This is a genomic window from Cribrihabitans pelagius (genome assembly GCF_048820915.1).
GTDB classification, from domain to species: domain Bacteria; phylum Pseudomonadota; class Alphaproteobacteria; order Rhodobacterales; family Rhodobacteraceae; genus Cribrihabitans_A; species Cribrihabitans_A pelagius.
In genome coordinates, this window is sequence record NZ_JBMERR010000023.1 from 15,339 (window position 1) to 31,910 (window position 16,572).

Below are 16,572 nucleotides of genomic sequence, written 5' to 3' on the forward strand. Positions count from 1 at the left end.
TTTCTGTGCGGCCTTTCCGATTGGAGCAATGGGGCAAAGCGCAGCCACCCCCGGAAACGGCGCAGACAAACCCCCGGCCGCGGAGGCTCCGCCCAAGAGCCGCGTTTGCGCCGGGTATTGCTGCGTCATCGATGGCGGATTTGTCTGCGAAATGGCCCCTGAATTCTCCCCCGGCTTTGGCCCGGCTCCACCGGTCGCGACCATCGATAATGACCCCTTGGGCCTTCAAGGCCGCGAGAGGCTGATTGACAACTACTTCGATCATCGTGGTGTCGATGGATAGTATAGAGCTTCTTGTCCGCGCCTTCGGAGCCGCTTTGATATTCGGGGTTCTGCCCCTTGCCGCCATCGCCCTGCTCTGCGGTTTGGCCACGCTGCCGTTTGCCTGGAACAAGAAAGAGGTCGCGGTGATTTCCTTCCTGTTCGGCCTCGTGGGCGCGAGCCTGGGCCTCCTCCTGGGCAATAGCCGGGAACCGGCAGTGGCCGCGTATCTGCCCGCGATCATCACCCTTCTCGGCGGGCTGGTGATCTACGCCATTCCCAAGCAGCAGCATTTTTTGTCTCTGTTTTCAAAGAGTGAAAGCGAGAGTCAGGACCCCGCTTTCATTCGTGTCTTTGTAATTGCCGCGGTGATGTCGCTTGTCACCGCCTCCGTCGCGGCGACGAATGTCGGAGCAACGCTCCGCATGGCCTCGGTAGAGGCGGAACGTGATTTCGAACGCAAGTACGAGGAATGGAAGAAATTCCACGAGACCGTGCAACTGCCACTCGAGAAACGGCAATTGGAACGCGCCCTCGGGTTCGAGTCGGCCGACTAGCTCTCCGGCTGCGCCTGGGACAGGATCCCCCAGATCTCGTCCTTCAGGGCCGCGCGTTTCTTGCGCATGCCGGTCTCGGCCTCGGCGCTGACCGGCTCCACGTTGGTTTCCGCCCGGTGCACGGCGCGGTTCACCTCGTGGTATTCATCCGCCAGCTTGGAGAAATGCGCATCTGCCTGTTTCAGCCGGCTCATCAGCGCGGCCTTTTCCGGGAATTCCTCGGCCAGTTCATGGGACGTGTTGGACACCTGTCTGCTCCTATTCGTTGAGATCAGAGGCACCCTAACGCCGCCTTGCAGGGCCGCACTTTGACAGGGGTCAAACCTGGCCCCGGCCTGTAAAAAAACCGCCCGCACACAGTATGCGGCGGGCAGTTCCGGTTGCGTTCCAGGGACTTAGCGCTGCGCGGCGCGCCATTCCGGGTGGAACCACGGTTCGGCATTCGAGGACGGCAGGCGACGGCCGAGGATGTGGTCGGCAGCCTTCTCGCCGGTCATGATCGAGGGGCCGTTCAGGTTGCCATTGGTGATGCGCGGGAAGATTGAGCTGTCGGCCACCCGCAGCCCCTCCACTCCGATCACCCGGCATTCGGAATCGACCACGCTCATAGGATCTTCGGCTGCGCCCATCTTGCAGGTGCCGCAGGGGTGATAGGCACTTTCCACGTGTTCCTTGATGAAACTGTCGAGCTCATCGTCGCTCTGCATGTTCATGCCCGGCTGGATCTCGTGCTTGACGAAGGGCTTGAAGGCGTCCTGGTCAAAAATCTCGCGCGTGAGGCGGATGCAGGTGCGGAAGTCTTCCCAGTCCTTTTCGCTGCTCATGTAATTGAACAGGATGCGCGGATCGGCCTTGGGATCGGCCGAGCGCAGCGTGACCTCCCCGCGCGAGGGTGAGCGCATCGGGCCGACATGGGCCTGGAAGCCATGGCCCTCGGCCGCGGCCTGGCCGTCGTAACGCACCGCGATGGGCAGGAAGTGATACTGGATGTCCGGGTAGTCCACCCCGGGCTTCGAACGGATGAAGGCCGCGCTTTCGAACTGGTTGGAGGCGCCCAGCCCGGTCTTGGTGAACAGCCACTGCGCGCCGATCAGCCCCTTGCCGAACAGGTTCCAGTACTTGAACAGCGTGATCGGCTGCGAACAGGCCATCTGCAGGTAAAGCTCCAGGTGGTCCTGCAGGTTCTGCCCCACGCCGGGCCGGTCGGCCACCACTTCGATGCCGTGTTCGGCAAGATGCGCGGCCGGGCCAATGCCGGAGAGCATCAGCAGTTTCGGAGAGTTCAGCGAGGAGGCCGAGACGATCACCTCGGCGCCCGCCCGGATCACTTCGACCTTGCCGCCGCGCTCGACCTCAACGCCCACGGCGCGGCCGTCCTCAATCACGATCTTGCGGGCAAAGGCGCGGATCAGGTCGCAGTTCTCCCGTTTCAGGGCGGGTTTCAGATAGGCGTTGGCGGCGGACCAGCGGCGGCCCTTGTGGACCGTCATCTCCATCGGGCCGAAGCCCTCCTGCTGTTCGCCGTTGTAATCGGAGGTGACGGGATAGCCCGCCTGCCGCCCGGCCTCGACAAAGGCGTCGTGCAGGGGGTTGTCGCGCGGGCCGCGCGAGATGTGCAGCGGGCCGTCGCTGCCGCGCCAGTCGGGGTCACCGCCCTGGCCGCTGTCGTGCCAGGTCTCCATGCGTTTGAAGTAAGGCAGAACGTCGGCGTAGGACCAGCCCTGCGCGCCGGCCTCGGCCCAGTGGTTGTAGTCGCCCGCATGGCCGCGCACGTAGACCATGCCGTTGATGGAAGAAGAGCCCCCCACCACCTTGCCGCGCGGGCAGACCAGGCGGCGGCCGTCCAGATGCGGCTCCGGCTCGGTCTTGTAGCCCCAGTCATAGAGGCTCATGTTCATCGGGTAGCTCAGCGCTGCCGGCATCTGGATGAAGGGGCCCGCATCGGTGCCGCCGTGTTCGATCACCAGAACCGACTTGCCCGCCTCGCTCAGCCGGTAAGCCATGGCACAGCCCGCCGAGCCTGCCCCAACAATCACGTAATCTGCGTTCATCGCGTCTCTCCGTCGGGAGGGGCCGCAGAGGGTCAAGGATGCCGCAGCGACCGCGCCTCGGCGCGGCGTGTCCTTGAGGATCTGTGGAACCGCCTCATACTTGGTCTGGTTTGCTGAGGACGTATCGCGCCCTCAGCCTGCTTCTCAGCAAATCCCTTCCCTATTGCCCTTTCGGGCAACGGGGAGGGCGGGTGGGCATTGCCCGAAAGGGCAATCAGAACGCCGCTTCGACGTCGCCCATGCGCACGTAGACCGACTTCACCTGGCTGAAGTGGTTGATCGCCTCTTTCGAGTTCTCGCGGCCCACGCCGGAGGCCTTCACGCCGCCAAAGGGCGCTTCCACCGGCGCGTCGTTGTAGGAGTTGATGAAACAGCTTCCCGCTTCGAGCTGATCGATCACCCGGTGCGCGCGGGTGAAGTCGCGGGTGAAGACGCCCGCCGACAGGCCGAACTCGGTGGCATTGGCGCGCGCGATCGCCTCTTCCTCGGTCTCGAAGTCGAGGACCGACATCACCGGGCCGAAGATTTCCTCCCGCGCGATCGTCATATCGTCGGTCACATCGGCAAAGACGGTGGGCTCGATGAAAAAACCCGGCATGTCGGCACGGTTGCCGCCGCAGATCAGCCGCGCCCCTTCTGCCTTGCCCTTCTCGATGTAGCCCAGCACGATGTTCATCTGGTTCTCGCTGACCATCGGGCCAAAATTGGTGGCTTCATCCTGCGGGTCGCCCAGCACTGCGCCTTTCACCCGCTCGGCAAGGCGGGCGAGGAACTTTTCCTTGATGCCCTTTTGCACGAAGACGCGGGTGCCGTTGGAACAGACCTGCCCGGAGGAGTAGAAGTTGCCGTTGATCGCACCGCCGACGGCATTGTCGATGTCGGCGTCGTCAAAGACCAGCAGCGGCGACTTGCCGCCCAGCTCCATCGTCACGTGCTTCATGCCCTCGGCGGCGGCGGCATAGACTTTACGGCCGGTCGGCACCGAGCCGGTGAGCGAGACCTTGTTGACGCGCGGATCGGTGACCAGCGCGCTGCCAACCTCGCCCATGCCCTGCACCACGTTGTAAAGCCCGGCAGGCAGGCCGGCCTCATGCAGGATCTCGGCCACTTTCAGCGCACAGAGCGGTGTGGTTTCCGACGGTTTGAACACCATCGCGTTGCCGCAGGCCAGTGCGGGGGCGCCTTTCCAGCAGGCGATCTGGGTCGGGTAGTTCCAGGCGCCGATGCCGACGCACAGACCAAGCGGCTCGCGCTTGGTGTAGACCCAGTCCTCGCCCAGCGCGATGTGCTCGCCGGTGAGGCTGGCGGCAAGGCCGCCGAAATACTCCAGCGCATCGGCACCGGAGGTGGCGTCGGCCACCAGGGTCTCCTGCAGCGGCTTACCGGTGTCGTAGGTTTCCAGCACCGAGAGCTCGTGGTTGCGTTCGCGCAGGATGTCGGCGGCGCGGCGCAGGATGCGGCCGCGCTCGGTGCCGCTGAGCTTGGCCCAGGTCTTCTGCGCTTCCTTGGCGGTGGCCAGCGCCTGCTCCACGATGGCGGGCGTGGCGGCGTGGACGGTGGCGATCTCCTCGCCGGTGGCGGCGTAGATCACCGGGATCGGCGTGCCTGCGGTGTCCTCGACATAGGCGCCATTTATGAAATGGCTGGCTTTGGGTTGAGCGGTGTGTGTCATTATTTCATGCCTCCGGCGGGGGTATTTAAGGCCAGAAAGTGGGCTGGCCGGTTGCAAGGGTCATTCGCCGCGGGGAAAGCGTTTGCTTTCCTCGAGGGTGTTGAGGTCCATGTGGTTGCGCATGTAGCGCTCCGAGGCCTTTTGCAGCGGCTGGTAATCCCAGGGGTAGTAGCCGCCCTGGCGCAGGGCCTCGTAGACGATCCAGCGGCGGGCCTGGCTGGCGCGCACGTCGGCGTCGAAGCGGGCAAGGTCCCAGCGGGCCTCGGACTTGGCGCGCAGGGTCTGCAGGGTGCCGGCATGGGCCGGATCGTCCGCCAGGTTGGTGAGCTCATGCGGGTCGGCCTCCAGGTCGAAGAGCTGGTCGGGGTCGAGCGCGCAGCGGTTGTACTTCCACTTGCCGTAGCGCAGCGAGACCAGCGGCGCGTAAGAGGCTTCGGCCGCATATTCGATCGCCACCGGCGCGCTGCGCTCCTCCCCTTGCGCCAGCGGCACAAGGTTGTGGCCGTCGCTCCAGGGCGCGATCTCCTCCATGTCCACGCCTGCCAGCGCGCCCAGCGTCGGGGTCACGTCGATGGTGGAGACCGGCGTTTCGATCAGGCCCGCGGGCAGGTCCGGCCCCGAGATCATCAGCGGCACGCGGGAGGAGCCCTCGTAGAAGCTCATCTTGAACCACAATCCGCGCTCGCCCAGCATGTCGCCATGGTCGGAGACAAACAGGATGATCGCTTCCTGCCGCGTGGTCTCCAGCACCTCCAGGATCTCGCCGATCTTGTCGTCGAGGTAGGAGATATTGGCGAAGTACGCACGGCGGGCGCGTTTGATGTGCTCCTCGGTGATGTCGAAACTGCGCCAGTCGTTGGCGTCGAAGATGCGCTTGGAATGAGCGTCGTGGTTCTCGTAGTCCATCGCCGGGACCTGCGGCAGCAGATGCTCGCAATCCTCGTAAAGGTCCCAGTATTTCTTGCGCGCCACGTAAGGGTCATGCGGGTGAGTGAAGCTGACGGTCAGCGCCCAGGAGCGGTCGTCCAGCCCGCGCGACAGCTCGTAGAGCTTGGTCTTGGCGTTGTAGGCGACCTCATCGTCGTATTCCATCTGGTTGGAGGTCTCCGCCACCCCTGCCCCGGTGACGCTTCCCATGTTGTGATACCACCAGTCGATGCGCTCGCCCGGTTTGCGGTAGTCGGGCGTCCAGCCGAAGTCGGCCGGGTAGATGTCGGTGGTGAGCCGGTCCTCGAACCCGTGCAGCTGGTCGGGGCCGACGAAATGCATCTTGCCCGAGAGGCAGGTGTAGTAGCCCGCGCGGCGCAGGTGATGCGCGTAGGTGGGAATGTCGGAGCGGAACTCGGCCGCATTGTCATAGACGCCGGTGCGCGAGGGCAGCTGCCCCGACATGAAGCTCGCCCGCCCCGGCGCGCACAGGGGCGAGGCGGTATAGGCATTGGCAAAGCGGGTGGAGCGCGCGGCCAGTTTCTTCAGGTTCGGCGCATGCAGCCAATCGGCGGGACCGTCCGGGAAAAGGGTCCCATTCAGCTGGTCCACCATCAGGATCAGGATATTCGGGGCACTCATCGCAAACCTCCCAAGGCGCGTCTTGCTGGCAAAGGCGCCTAGCGGGCCGGGTGGCACCGCCAGGCAGTTGACGCCGGGCCATCTGTTCGGGGAAACAGGGGCCCGGCAACGGCGCGGCCCTTAGTGGGCGGTCTTGATCTTGTCGAAGTCGAGCAGGTTCTCTTCGGGCGACGCAGTGATGCTCATCACCTCGCTGCGCTTCTTCAGCGCGATGTAGCCGAGGCAGCTGACGTAGAGACCGATCACAACGGTGCCGATCCACTCGATCTTCAGCCACTGGCTCTGGAAGGCCAGGGTCAGGCCGAACAGCACCACCGCGTTGCCGAGCACGTAAGGAATGGTGCCGAAGCGCTTGGCCGACAGATTCAGGTTGTCGGTATAGAGGCGGATCAGCGAGTCAAACGAGTTGACCACGAAGATGATGCCCACGGCGACCATCGAGACGTTGATCAGCAGCGTCGTCTCGATGCTGTTCAGGTGGTAGTAGTAGAGCACCGAGAACCACACACCGAGCGGGATCGACGGGAAGATCAGCAGCGCTGCCAGCACCTGCCAGGTCTTCAGCCCGCCGACAAAGCGCGAGGTGAACTGGCCGATCATAATCGACCAGGCGAACCACCAGAAAAGGTAGAACTCGTGGTAGTCGGTCAGCGGCAGCACGAACTTGTGGATGTTGGAGAAATAGCCGCCGATGTTGCTTGCGGTCTCGGTGAAGGCGCCGAAGCCCATGCCGGCATAAGCCCACATGCCCGCAATCAGCGCCGCAAACAGCAGGGTCGAGCCGACCGACAGGATGCGCACGTATTTGATGTCGGTGGAGGAGAAGGCAGCAAACAGGATCACCAGGAAAGTGATGACGTAGAAGGCCGGGATCACCGTCTCGCCGTCGCCCATGAAGGTGGCGTAATACGGCAGGTAGATCAGGAACAGCGCGCCGGTGAAGGCGCAGGTGCCGATGATGACGATGTTGTTGACCAGCTTGACCAGCGGGATCTCGAAGAACTTCACCCGCGGCTCGACCACGCAGAAGTAGAAGGTGGTGAGGAAGTAGAAGCCCCAGATCAGAAAGCCCCAGAAGCCGAATTCCAGCGCCAGCGGGTTGGTGAACCCATAGGCGGGCTCGGCCGCGGTATCGGCGTAGAGCGGGAAGTCCCAGGCCAGCGGGAACATGATCAGCCCCACGTCCAGGCCGGAAGTGAACAGGATTGCGATGAAGGTGAACAGATGCACCGGCGTCACGCCGACGTTGCGCACGTTCCACCACTTGATCACGCAGAAGGCCACCAGCGCAAAGGCCAGCAGAATTCCGAATGAGATGATTGAAGTCATAGATCCCTCCCATGTGCGGGTTTGACACCCTTTCAGACATGGTCCGGTTACATAACACAGTGAACTGAGCTTCCAAACAGTTTTCTGAATGGTCATTCAAGTTTCGGGTTGGCAATAACAACAGTTGAATCTGGCGGGCAAGTGACGCACAACTTTAACATGGGCAGAAAACGCATTCGCGACATCCGCAACGAAGAATTAATCGAAGCCACCATCACCGCGGTGCACAAATCCGGCTACTCGGTTGTTACGATGGCGGAAATCGCGCAGGAAGCGGGGGCTTCGGCGGCCTCGATCAACTACTATTTCGGCTCCAAGGAAGGGCTGATGGAAGCCACGATGCGGCATCTTCTGCGCAAGCTGAGGCGGGCGATGACCGAGGGCTATGCAACCGCCAGCACCCCGCGCGAGCGGCTTTATGCGGTGATGGATGCCAACTTCTCGGATGCGCTTTTTACCGTTCCGCAGTGCAGCATCTGGATGCAATTCTGGGCCAATGCCCCCTATTCGCCGCGCCTGTCGCGGCTGCACCGAATCAACCGCGCCCGGGTGCGCAGCCATTTCCTGGCAGAACTTGGCCGGCTGCTGCCGCCGGAGCGGGTGGAGACCGCCCGGCAGGCGCTGCAATGCTACATGGACGGCGTCTGGCTGCAGGCGGCCCAGTCCGACGCGCCGCTGGACCCGGCAGAGGCCCGGGAAGCGGCGCATCTGGTGGTGGACCTGGCCCTGTCCTGATCACGCCCGCCGCCGCGGCCGCACCCTGGCTTCCTCTTGCTGAAAATATCCCCGCCGGAGGCAGAGGCGCGCCAGCGCCTCTCCCGATCCCGCCAGCCGCACCCCCTCCGGCCGGCTAGAGGCTGGTGGCGCTGTTCGGCGGCGTGATCTGGCGGCGCTTCAGCACCGCCTCGCGCCAGGAAATGAAGCTGATCGCAGCCAGGATCAGACTGCCGCCCGCCACCACCCAGGCATCCACCGGCTCGCCAAAGGCCACCGCGCCCAGCGCCGTGGCCCAGACCAGCTGCAGGAAGGTGACCGGCTGGGTCACCGTGACCGGCGCCGCGGCAAAGGCCATCGACATGGTGTAATGGCCCGCGGTGGCAAAACAGGCGACCAGGAACAGGATCCCCAGTTCCGCCAGCGTCGGCGTCACCCAGACCGCGGCAGCAAAAGGCGCAAGCCCGATGGTCACGAAGACCGACAGCATCGCCACCACCACCGCCGGGCTGGTGCCATCCACGGTGCGCTTGGCAATCAGGTAGGACGCACCGAAGCAGATCGCGGTGACCAGCATCGCGATATGGCCGGGCGAGACCTCCCGGAAGCCGGGGCGCAGGATGATCACCGCGCCGACCAGCGCGACGCCAATCGCCGCGATCCGCCGCACCGCCAGCCGCTCTCCCAGGAACAGCGCCGCCCCCAGCGTCACATAGACTGGCGAGAGGTAGTTCATCGCCGTCACCTCGGCCAGAGGGATGCGGGTCATGGCGAAGAACCACAGGATCACCGCAATGCTGTGCACCGCGCCGCGGCCCGCAAACAGCAGCCACAGCCGCGGGGTGATCCGTGCACGGCGCAGCGCGCCCGCCATCGGCAGCAGAAACACCAGCCCCAGGAGGTAGCGCAGGAAAGCGGATTCCGCGGGCGGCACCCGGTCGCCCAGGTATTTGACAAGTGCTGTCACGGCGACGAACATCAGCCCGGTCACCGCCATCCAGATGATCCCCCTGAGCGGGCTAGGGGCAGGCTTTGAAAACTCTGCGGTCTGGCTCATGGCGGTGACAGAACACCCAAATGCGGCACGGCACAACCCTTCACATGTAAATCATTTCACCTGAGGCGGACGGCCGCCCTTGGCCGCTCACGGCAGCGGAATGAATTCCTCGGTATCGCCCGCAGGCAGCTGGAACGGGCCGTTCTGCCAATCGCTCGCGGCCCAGGCGGATTTGGCCGCCTCTATCCGGTCGCGGGAGGAGGCAACGAAGTTCCACCAGATGTAGCGCGGCCCGTTCAGCGTCTCGCCGCCCAGCACCATCAGCCGCGCGCCATCGGGGCCGGCCGTCACCGTGATCTCGTCGCCGGGGCGGAACACCATCATCTGCCCGGCCGGGAAACTCTCGTCCGCGATCTCCACCCCGCCTTCGGTCACGTAGATGCCCCGGTCCTCGTGCTCCGAAGGCATCGGCAGCATGGCACCTGCCTGCAGCACCGCGTCGGCATAGAAGGCTTCGGAGAACAGGGACGCCGGCGCGCGTTCGCCCCAGGCGTTGCCCAGGATCAGCCGCACCGCCTTGCCCCTGCCCTGCAAAAGCGGCAGTTTCTCCTTTCCGTGGTGCTCGAAACTGGCAGGCGCGTCTTCGTGGCTTTCAGGCAGCGCAATCCAGGTCTGGATGCCGAACAGCTTGCTCTGCCCCCTCCGGGTCGCCGCCGATGTGCGCTCGGAGTGGGTGACGCCCTTGCCCGCCACCATCCAGTTCACCTCGCCCGGATAGATCATCTGCTGCGTGCCGAGGGAGTCGCGGTGCTCGAATTCGCCCTCGTAAAGGTAAGTGACGGTGCCCAGGCCGATATGCGGATGCGGGCGCACGTCGATGCCCTGCCCGGTCAGGAACTCTGCCGGGCCCATCTGGTCGAAGAAGATGAAAGGCCCCACCATCTGGCGGCGCGGCGCGGGCAGCGCGCGGCGCACCTCGAAGCCGCCGATGTCGCGAGCACGCGGTATCACCACGGTTTCAATCGCATCCACGCCGCCCGCGTCGGGGCATTGCGGCTCCAGTGCCGGATTCCAGCTCATCGCGCACCTCCTGTGGCCTTGCGTTCAGGCCAGAGATAGCGCGTTTTTCCAGCCCGGGCAGGGCCTCGCGCGGCACAGGGGCTGTGCAGGCGGGCTGTCACATGGTCAGCAGCTTCACCGCAATCGCCCACATGGTGAGGCCGACCAGCGCATCCAGCACCTGCCAGGCCCGCGGGCGGGCAAAAACCGGCGCCAGAAGGCTCGCGCCATAGCCCAGCGTGAAGAAGAAGGTGAAGCTCGCCAGGCTCGCCCCGGCGGCAAAGACCACCGGCTGCGGATACTGGGCAGAGATCGAGCCCAGGAGCACCACCGTGTCCAGGTAGACATGCGGGTTCAGCCAGGTGAGGGCCAGAACGGTGGCAAGCACCGGCAGCAGCGCCTTTGTCCCGGCGCCGCCCTCGGCCTCCAGCGCCCCGCCGCCACGCCAGGCGGCGCGCAGGCTGCGGGCGCCGTACCAGATCAGGAAGGCCGCGCCGCCAAAGCGCATCGCCTGTTCGAACCACGGCACCGCCAGCGCCAGCGCGCCGAAGCCGAAGACGCCGGCGGTGATCAGCACAGCATCCGAACCCGCGCAGGTGAGGCAGATCCAGAACACATGCTGGCGCCGCAGTCCTTGCCGCAGGACAAAAGCGTTCTGCGCGCCGATGGCCATGATCAGGCTCAGGCCAAGGGCAAATCCGGCAGTCAGGCTGGGGGGCATGGGTGTCTCCTGTCGTGTTCTGCGGTTTGACTAGCCCCGGCGGTCAGATTTATCCAGTTAAAGAGATTAACCTCAGATTAGAGTCGCTAATGCATCTAGACCCCAGCCAGCTCGCCGCCCTCGCCGCCGTTCTGCGGCTCGGCACATTCGAGTCGGCGGCGCATGCGCTATCGGTGACGCCCTCGGCGGTGTCCCAGCGGATCAAGGCGCTGGAGGACCGGACCGGCACCGCTCTGGTGCTGCGCGGTGCGCCCTGCACCGGCACCGCCGCCGGGCGGCGGCTCGCCAAACATGCCGAGGACATTGGCCTTCTGGAAGCGCAGCTCGCGCGCGAGCTCTCGCTGGAGGCAGGCGCAGGCCCGGCCCGGCTGCGGGTTGCAGTCAACGCCGACAGCTTGGCGACCTGGTTCATCGAAGCCATGACTTCCGCGCCCGGCGTGCTCTTCGACCTGGTGATCGACGATCAGGACCACAGCGCCGAATGGCTGAAACGCGGCGAGGTCTCGGCCGCGGTCACCGCCAGCAGCCGCGCGGTCACCGGCTTTGATGCGCACCCGCTGGGCACGCTGCCTTATGTGGCAACCGCCAGCCCCGCCTTCATGGCGCGCCACTTCCCAAAAGGCGTCACCGCCGAAACCGCCGCCCGTGCACCCTGCCTGATCTTCAACGCCAAGGACATGCTGCAACGGCGCTGGCTGGAGGTGAACATCGCCCCGCAACTTGCCCCGCCTGCGCATTTTCTGCCCTCCAGCCAGGCCTTCGTGGATGCCGCCCTCGCAGGCCTCGGCTGGGGCATGAATCCGGAGGCGCTGGTGGCACCGCACCTGCGCAGCGGACGGCTGGTGCCGCTGATGGGAGGCACCGCGCTGCCGGTGCCGCTCACCTGGCAGGTGGCGCGGGTGATGGCGCCGGCCCTTGCGGATGTGACCCAAGCCGTGCTGAAGTCTGCGCGCGCTCATCTGCGCCACGACTAACACGCAAGACCACTCCGACAGGACATCCCGAAAGGCCCCGCATGTTTTCCAAATCCGAACTCAGCTACGACCCAATCCCGCTGCCGCACCGCGCGGATTACACGGACGCGGAAATGCAGGCCAAGGCGACGGAGTTCCTCGCCCATATGAAGAACCGCTGCTCGATCCGCGATTTCTCCGACCGGCCGGTGCCGCGCGACGTGATAGAGAACTGCATTCGCACTGCCGGCACTGCCCCCTCGGGCGCCAACCACCAGCCCTGGTTCTTTGCCGCGATCGCGAACACCGAGCTCAAGGCCCGCATCCGCGCCGAGGCCGAGGAGGAGGAAAAGAAATTCTACGAAGGCGGCGCCAGCGACGAGTGGATCAAGGCGCTGGAGCCGATCGGCACCGATGCCGACAAACCGCATCTGACCATCGCGCCCTGGCTGATCGTTGTCTTTGGCCAGCGCTGGGGCGAGTTCGATGACGGCACGCGGTTCAAGAATTACTACGTGCCGGAAAGCGTGAACATCGCCACCGGCTTCCTGCTTGCCGCATTGCATACCGCGGGGCTGTCGACGCTGACCCACACGCCGAACCCGATGAAGTTCCTGAACGGCGCGCTGGACCGCCCGGATTCAGAGAAGCCGACGATGATCATTGCCGTCGGCCATCCCGCCGAGAACGCCGCGGTGCCGTCGGTGGCGCGGGTGAAGAAACCGCTGGGCGGAATCTGCACGGTCTACGAATGAGCGCCCGCGCCCGGCCATGACGGGCCGCCCGGCCTCCCTGCGCCGCAGCTTGCTGCTGCATCTGGCGCTGCCGCGGGGTGGGCTGCTGCTGGGATGGGGAGCGGCCAACCAGCTGGTGAAACTGCCGCTGCCGCTGGCCTGGGGGCTGATCGCGGCAGATGCCCTGTTTTTCCTGTGGCAATGCCGCGCCTTTCTGCGCAGCGCCGATGCGCATACCCGCGACACCGGCAACCTGGCGCCGGTCTGGGGCGGCTACCTGGCAGTGCTGTTCGCCGCATTTGCCGCCGCGACCCTGTGGTGGGATGCGGTGCTGATCTCCAGTCATGAGGACGGCACCCCCTACGCGGTGCAGCGCGCGCGGGAGCGGGAGGCGCTCTACAGCCTCGCCCTCGCCCCCGGCGGCGAGGTGCTGGTCTTCGACGGCGAAATCACCCACGGCCTCACCCGCCGCCTGCGCCAGCTCCTGGCCGAGAACCCAGACGTAACGCAGTTGCAGCTGAGCGGCACGGGCGGGCTGGTCTACGAGGCCCGCGGCGCGGCCAATCTGGTGCGCGCCCGCGGGCTGGAAACCCGCGCGGGCGGGCTTTGTGCCTCCGCCTGCACGCTGGTTTTCGCGGGTGGCAGCCGCCGCAGCCTGGATGCGGGCGGCCAGCTGGGGTTCCACGGCTATGCGCTGATGTTCGAGGGCGGGCTGCCGCAGGTGGACCTTCTGAGGGAACAGGAGAAAGACCGCGCCTTCCTGCTGGCCCAAGGCGTCAGCGCCGGGCTTGCCGGGCGGATCTTCGCGGTGCCGAACAGCGGCCTGTGGCTGCCCGATCACGCGGAACTGCTTTCAGGCGGCATGATAACCCCCTGAAAAGATGAAAAAGCCCGCCGGATTGCGGCGGGCTTTCACGTCTGTGCGGCCCTGCGGCTCAGAGCTGCGCCATCACCTCGTCGGTGGCCTCGAAGTTGGTGGTGACGCGCTGCACGTCGTCGTCATCCTCCAGCGCGTCGACCAGCTTCATCAGCTTTTGCATGCCGTCGAGGTCCAGCTCGGTTGTGGTGGTCGGCTTCCAGACCAGCTTGGTCGACTCGGATTCGCCCAGCTCCGCCTCCAGCGCGCTGGACACGTCGTTGAGGTCGGTGTCGGCGCAATAGATGATATGGCCGTCCTCGGAGCTTTCCGCGTCCTCGGCGCCCGCCTCGATCGCTGCCATCATCACGGTGTCGGCATCGCCAACGGCGGCCGGAAAGGTGACTTCGCCCTTGCGCTCGAACATAAAGCCGACCGAACCGGTCTCGCCCAGGTTGCCGCCGTTTTTGGCGAAGGTGGAGCGCACGTTCGACGCAGTGCGGTTCTTGTTGTCGGTCATCGCCTCGACGATGACGGCGACGCCATTGGGGCCATAGCCCTCATAGCGGATTTCGTCGTAATTCTCGGCGTCGCCGCCGGTGGCCTTCTTGATCGCGCGCTCGATCACGTCCTTGGGGACGGACTGGCTCTTGGCTTCTTTCACCGCCAGGCGCAGGCGCGGATTCTTGTCGGGATCGGGGTCGCCCATCTTGGCGGCCACGGTGATCTCCTTGGCCAGCTTGGAAAACAGTTTCGACCGCGCCGCATCCTGACGGCCCTTGCGGTGCTGAATGTTAGCCCATTTTGAATGGCCTGCCATGGTGCATCCTTGCTGCTGTGTGTCTGATTTGGCGCTCATATAGCCCCGCCCCGCCCCTGCTTTCAAGCGCTGGCCCGCGACTTGGCTCTTGTGCGCCTGCGGGGCGGGGGTAATCTGGCGGCATGACTTTCGATCAAAGCGTATTGTTTGCCCTTTTCGCCCTCGTCTTTGCTCTCCTGCTCTGGGGGCGCTACCGCTATGACCTTGTCGCCTTCGGGGCGCTGATGGCGGGGGTGGTGCTGGGGGTGGTGCCCTCGGAGAAGGCTTTCTCCGGCTTCGGCCACCCGGCGACGCTGGTGGTGGCGCTGGTGCTGATCGTTTCGGCCGGGCTGGTGCGCTCGGGCGCGGTGCATCTGATCACCCGCACACTGGTGGATTCCGCGCGCGGGCTTGGCACGCATATCGCGCTGATGGGCGGCGTGGGCGCGGTGCTGTCGGCCTTCATGAACAACGTGGCGGCGCTGGCGCTCCTGATGCCGGTCGACATCCAGACTGCGCGCAAGGCGGGCCGCGCGCCGGGCATGAGCCTGATGCCGCTGTCCTTTGCCACCATCCTCGGCGGCATGGCGACGCTGATCGGCACCCCGCCCAATATCATCATCGCCGCAATCCGGGAGGAGACGCTGGGCGAACCTTTCCGGATGTTCGATTTCGCCCCGGTCGGCGCCACCGCGGCGCTGGCGGGGCTGGTGTTTGTCGCGCTGGTCGGCTGGCGGCTGATCCCCGGCCGCTCGAACGCGGCAGGCGCTGCCGAGGCGCAGCTGGAGCCCTATATGGCCGAGCTGACCGTGCCGGCCGAGTCCGAGCTTATCGGCAAGCGCCTGGGCGAGCTGGATGGGGAGGCCGAGAAGGCAGATGTTGCCATCCTTGGGCTGATCCGCGGCGGCAGGCGTCTCTACGGGCGGGCCGCGGCGTCGCTGCTGCGCGAGGGCGACGTCCTGGTGATCGAGGCCGAGCCGGAGGCGCTGGACGAATTCCGCAGCGCGCTGAAGCTGGACTTCGCCGATGCCGCGCGGCAGGACAAGCTGACCGCGGCGGGCGACGGGCTGGAACTGGTCGAGCTGGTGGTGCCCGAGACCGCCCGCATCAACGGCCGCAGCGCCCAGGCGCTTGGCCTTTCCTGGCGGCAGAACGCGGTGCTTCTGGGCCTGGCGCGCCAGGGCCGCCGCCTGACCGGCCACATCCGCCAGACCGATATCGAGCCGGGTGACATCCTCCTGATCCTCTGCCCGCATGGCCGCACCGCCGATGTGGCGGAATGGCTGGGCTGCCTGCCGCTGGCCGAGCGCGGGCTGGCGGTCACCGCCAATGACAAGACCTGGCTCGCCATCGGCCTGTTTGCCGCTGCGGTGCTGGCGGCCTCGGTCGGGCTGCTTTACCTGCCGGTGGCGCTGGGGCTGGTGGCAGTGGGTTATGTGCTGTTCAAGATCCTGCCGGTCAACACGCTTTACGACCATGTGGAATGGCCTGTGGTGGTGCTTCTGGGGTCGATGATCCCGCTCGGCGCGGCGCTGGAGTCCTCGGGCGGAACCGCGCTGATTGCCGGCACGCTCAGCACGCTGACTGCGGGCCTGCCCGCCTGGGCGGTGCTGACGGTGCTGATGGTGGTCACGATGACGCTGTCGGATGTGCTGAACAACACCGCCACCGCCATTGTTGCCGCTCCCGTGGCGATCCAGATGGCGGAGACCCTGGGCGTCTCGCCGGACCCGTTCCTGATGGCGGTGGCGGTTGCGGCCTCGGCCGCCTTCCTCACCCCGATCGGGCACAAGAACAATACGCTGGTGCTGGGGCCGGGCGGATATCACTTTGGCGACTACTGGCGCATGGGGTTGCCGCTGGAGATCCTGGTGATCGCGGTATCGGTGCCGGCGATCCTGGTGTTCTGGCCCTTGTAAGCCCTGGGGATTTCGAAGCTGCCGCCGGTGTTCGGTCAAAGCAGCGCTGCGCGCCCGCATCATTGGCGCGGCTTCGCTGACGGCCGCGCACCTCCTGCCACCGGCGGGAAAGCGTCAACCTGTCACAAATTCCTTGACAGACCGCCCTTCAACGGCCTCAGGCCGCCAGATGTTGCGGCCCGGCCGCGGCCTACCCGGCCAAAGCCTGCGAAATCAAAGCAATCGCCGTGGACGCTGCCAGTATCGCAAAAAGGAAACCATTCCTGAAAGTCATAACCTCACCCTGTCTTCTCCCCTCCTTTAGATAGGCTTTGTTCTGTTAACTGCATGTGAACACATCGAAGGCCGGCGAAAATCCGCCGACGAAACAATATCACGATG

Annotated in this window: 15 protein-coding genes; 6 read left to right on the top strand and 9 right to left on the bottom strand. The window is 65.4% G+C overall.

Features of this window, described 5'->3' with window-relative positions:
• Positions 1-245: 245 nt before the first annotated feature.
• Positions 246-818 carry a hypothetical protein gene (locus ACOHX0_RS18080; protein WP_420678552.1) on the top strand — a complete coding sequence of 191 codons (573 nt, stop codon included), beginning with the start codon at positions 246-248 and terminating at the stop codon, positions 816-818.
• Here the strand turns inward: ACOHX0_RS18080 and ACOHX0_RS18085 are convergent.
• The 5 genes from ACOHX0_RS18085 to ACOHX0_RS18105 form a co-directional block, all read right to left on the bottom strand.
• Entirely contained in the window at positions 815-1,066 is a 252-nt protein-coding gene (locus ACOHX0_RS18085) for an HP1242/YdcH family protein (protein WP_420678553.1), read from the bottom strand. The genes ACOHX0_RS18080 and ACOHX0_RS18085 overlap by 4 nt on opposite strands.
• Before the next feature lie 147 nt (positions 1,067-1,213).
• Positions 1,214-2,869, bottom strand: coding sequence for a choline dehydrogenase (gene betA / locus ACOHX0_RS18090; RefSeq protein WP_420678554.1), 1,656 nt, complete (start codon positions 2,867-2,869; stop codon positions 1,214-1,216).
• A gap of 214 nt (positions 2,870-3,083) precedes the next feature.
• Positions 3,084-4,541 (bottom strand): betaine-aldehyde dehydrogenase, encoded by a 1,458-nt coding sequence (gene betB, locus ACOHX0_RS18095; RefSeq protein WP_420678555.1) that lies wholly within the window; start codon positions 4,539-4,541, stop codon positions 3,084-3,086.
• A 60-nt stretch (positions 4,542-4,601) separates the two neighbouring features.
• Positions 4,602-6,110: a choline-sulfatase gene (gene betC / locus ACOHX0_RS18100; protein WP_420678556.1), complete on the bottom strand. Its 1,509-nt coding sequence runs from the start codon at positions 6,108-6,110 to the stop codon at positions 4,602-4,604.
• A 120-nt stretch (positions 6,111-6,230) separates the two neighbouring features.
• Positions 6,231-7,439: a BCCT family transporter gene (locus tag ACOHX0_RS18105; RefSeq protein WP_420678557.1), complete on the bottom strand. Its 1,209-nt coding sequence runs from the start codon at positions 7,437-7,439 to the stop codon at positions 6,231-6,233.
• 159 nt (positions 7,440-7,598) lie between these two features.
• Between ACOHX0_RS18105 and betI the strand changes: the two genes are divergently transcribed.
• Complete coding sequence (gene betI, locus ACOHX0_RS18110; RefSeq protein WP_420678558.1) at positions 7,599-8,174, top strand: choline-binding transcriptional repressor BetI; 576 nt, start codon at positions 7,599-7,601, stop codon at positions 8,172-8,174.
• A gap of 115 nt (positions 8,175-8,289) precedes the next feature.
• On the opposite strand, the gene ACOHX0_RS18115 is transcribed toward betI, so the two are convergent.
• From ACOHX0_RS18115 to ACOHX0_RS18125, 3 genes are all read right to left on the bottom strand, one after another.
• Entirely contained in the window at positions 8,290-9,210 is a 921-nt protein-coding gene (locus tag ACOHX0_RS18115; protein ID WP_420678559.1) for a DMT family transporter, read from the bottom strand.
• 87 nt (positions 9,211-9,297) lie between these two features.
• Complete coding sequence (locus ACOHX0_RS18120; protein ID WP_420678560.1) at positions 9,298-10,230, bottom strand: pirin family protein; 933 nt, start codon at positions 10,228-10,230, stop codon at positions 9,298-9,300.
• A 97-nt stretch (positions 10,231-10,327) separates the two neighbouring features.
• On the bottom strand, positions 10,328-10,930 hold the full coding sequence (locus ACOHX0_RS18125; RefSeq protein WP_420678562.1) for a LysE/ArgO family amino acid transporter: 603 nt from the start codon (positions 10,928-10,930) through the stop codon (positions 10,328-10,330).
• An 89-nt stretch (positions 10,931-11,019) separates the two neighbouring features.
• On the opposite strand from ACOHX0_RS18125, the gene ACOHX0_RS18130 reads away from it, so the two are divergent.
• The 3 genes from ACOHX0_RS18130 to ACOHX0_RS18140 are packed head-to-tail and all read left to right on the top strand — an operon-like array spanning position 11,020 to position 13,494.
• Positions 11,020-11,904, top strand: a complete 885-nt coding sequence (locus ACOHX0_RS18130; RefSeq protein WP_420678563.1) for a LysR family transcriptional regulator ArgP — start codon at positions 11,020-11,022, stop codon at positions 11,902-11,904.
• Between the two features lie 41 nt (positions 11,905-11,945).
• Positions 11,946-12,638, top strand: a complete 693-nt coding sequence (locus tag ACOHX0_RS18135) for a nitroreductase family protein (protein WP_420678564.1) — start codon at positions 11,946-11,948, stop codon at positions 12,636-12,638.
• Between the two features lie 16 nt (positions 12,639-12,654).
• The gene (locus ACOHX0_RS18140; RefSeq protein WP_420678565.1) at positions 12,655-13,494 is read left to right on the top strand and encodes a COG3904 family protein; all 840 of its coding nucleotides are present in this window, start codon (positions 12,655-12,657) and stop codon (positions 13,492-13,494) included.
• Positions 13,495-13,552: 58 nt separating this feature from the next.
• Here the strand turns inward: ACOHX0_RS18140 and ACOHX0_RS18145 are convergent, their stop codons facing one another.
• Positions 13,553-14,293 (bottom strand): YebC/PmpR family DNA-binding transcriptional regulator, encoded by a 741-nt coding sequence (locus ACOHX0_RS18145; protein ID WP_420678566.1) that lies wholly within the window; start codon positions 14,291-14,293, stop codon positions 13,553-13,555.
• Between the two features lie 122 nt (positions 14,294-14,415).
• On the opposite strand from ACOHX0_RS18145, the gene ACOHX0_RS18150 reads away from it, so the two are divergent.
• On the top strand, positions 14,416-16,191 hold the full coding sequence (locus ACOHX0_RS18150) for an SLC13 family permease (RefSeq protein ID WP_420678567.1): 1,776 nt from the start codon (positions 14,416-14,418) through the stop codon (positions 16,189-16,191).
• Positions 16,192-16,572 lie beyond the last annotated feature (381 nt).